The organism is Methylobacterium nigriterrae, from assembly GCF_037106235.1.
In the GTDB taxonomy this organism is placed as follows: Bacteria; Pseudomonadota; Alphaproteobacteria; order Rhizobiales; family Beijerinckiaceae; genus Methylobacterium; species Methylobacterium nigriterrae.
In genome coordinates this window covers 1-323 of sequence record NZ_JBAWTG010000657.1, presented here as the reverse complement: position 1 = coordinate 323, position 323 = coordinate 1, and the positions used below count along the sequence as shown (strand labels likewise).

The 323-nt window shown below is 67.8% G+C and carries 1 protein-coding gene; it reads right to left on the bottom strand.

Annotation, left to right across the window (positions count from 1 at the left end; all coding sequences use genetic code 11):
• Positions 1 to 19: 19 nt before the first annotated feature.
• Positions 20 to 323: class I SAM-dependent methyltransferase (locus WDW90_RS38615; RefSeq protein ID WP_336492935.1), on the bottom strand; the 304-nt coding region annotated here is incomplete at its 5' end.

Below are 323 nucleotides of genomic sequence, written 5' to 3'. Positions count from 1 at the left end.
GGCCGCGTTCCTTCAGGGGTCAATCGCCCGGCGTCACGTACAGCACCGTTTCGAAGCCGTTGTGGAGGTGCTGCCGGAGCCTCAGGCACGGCCGCGGGTCGAGCGCCGCGATCGCCTGCGGGATCGTCCAGAGGTGCTCGGGCTCGTGATAGACGCTGACCGCGAGCATCGGCCGCTGTTGCAGGAGCTTTGCCATCCCATGCAGGGCGGCGAGTTCCGCGCCCTCGATATCGAGCTTGCCGTAGACGTCGCCGGAGCAGCGCACCACGTCGTCGAAGAGGAACACCTTGATGCTCGATCCGCCCTCCGCATCGGAGCGCGCG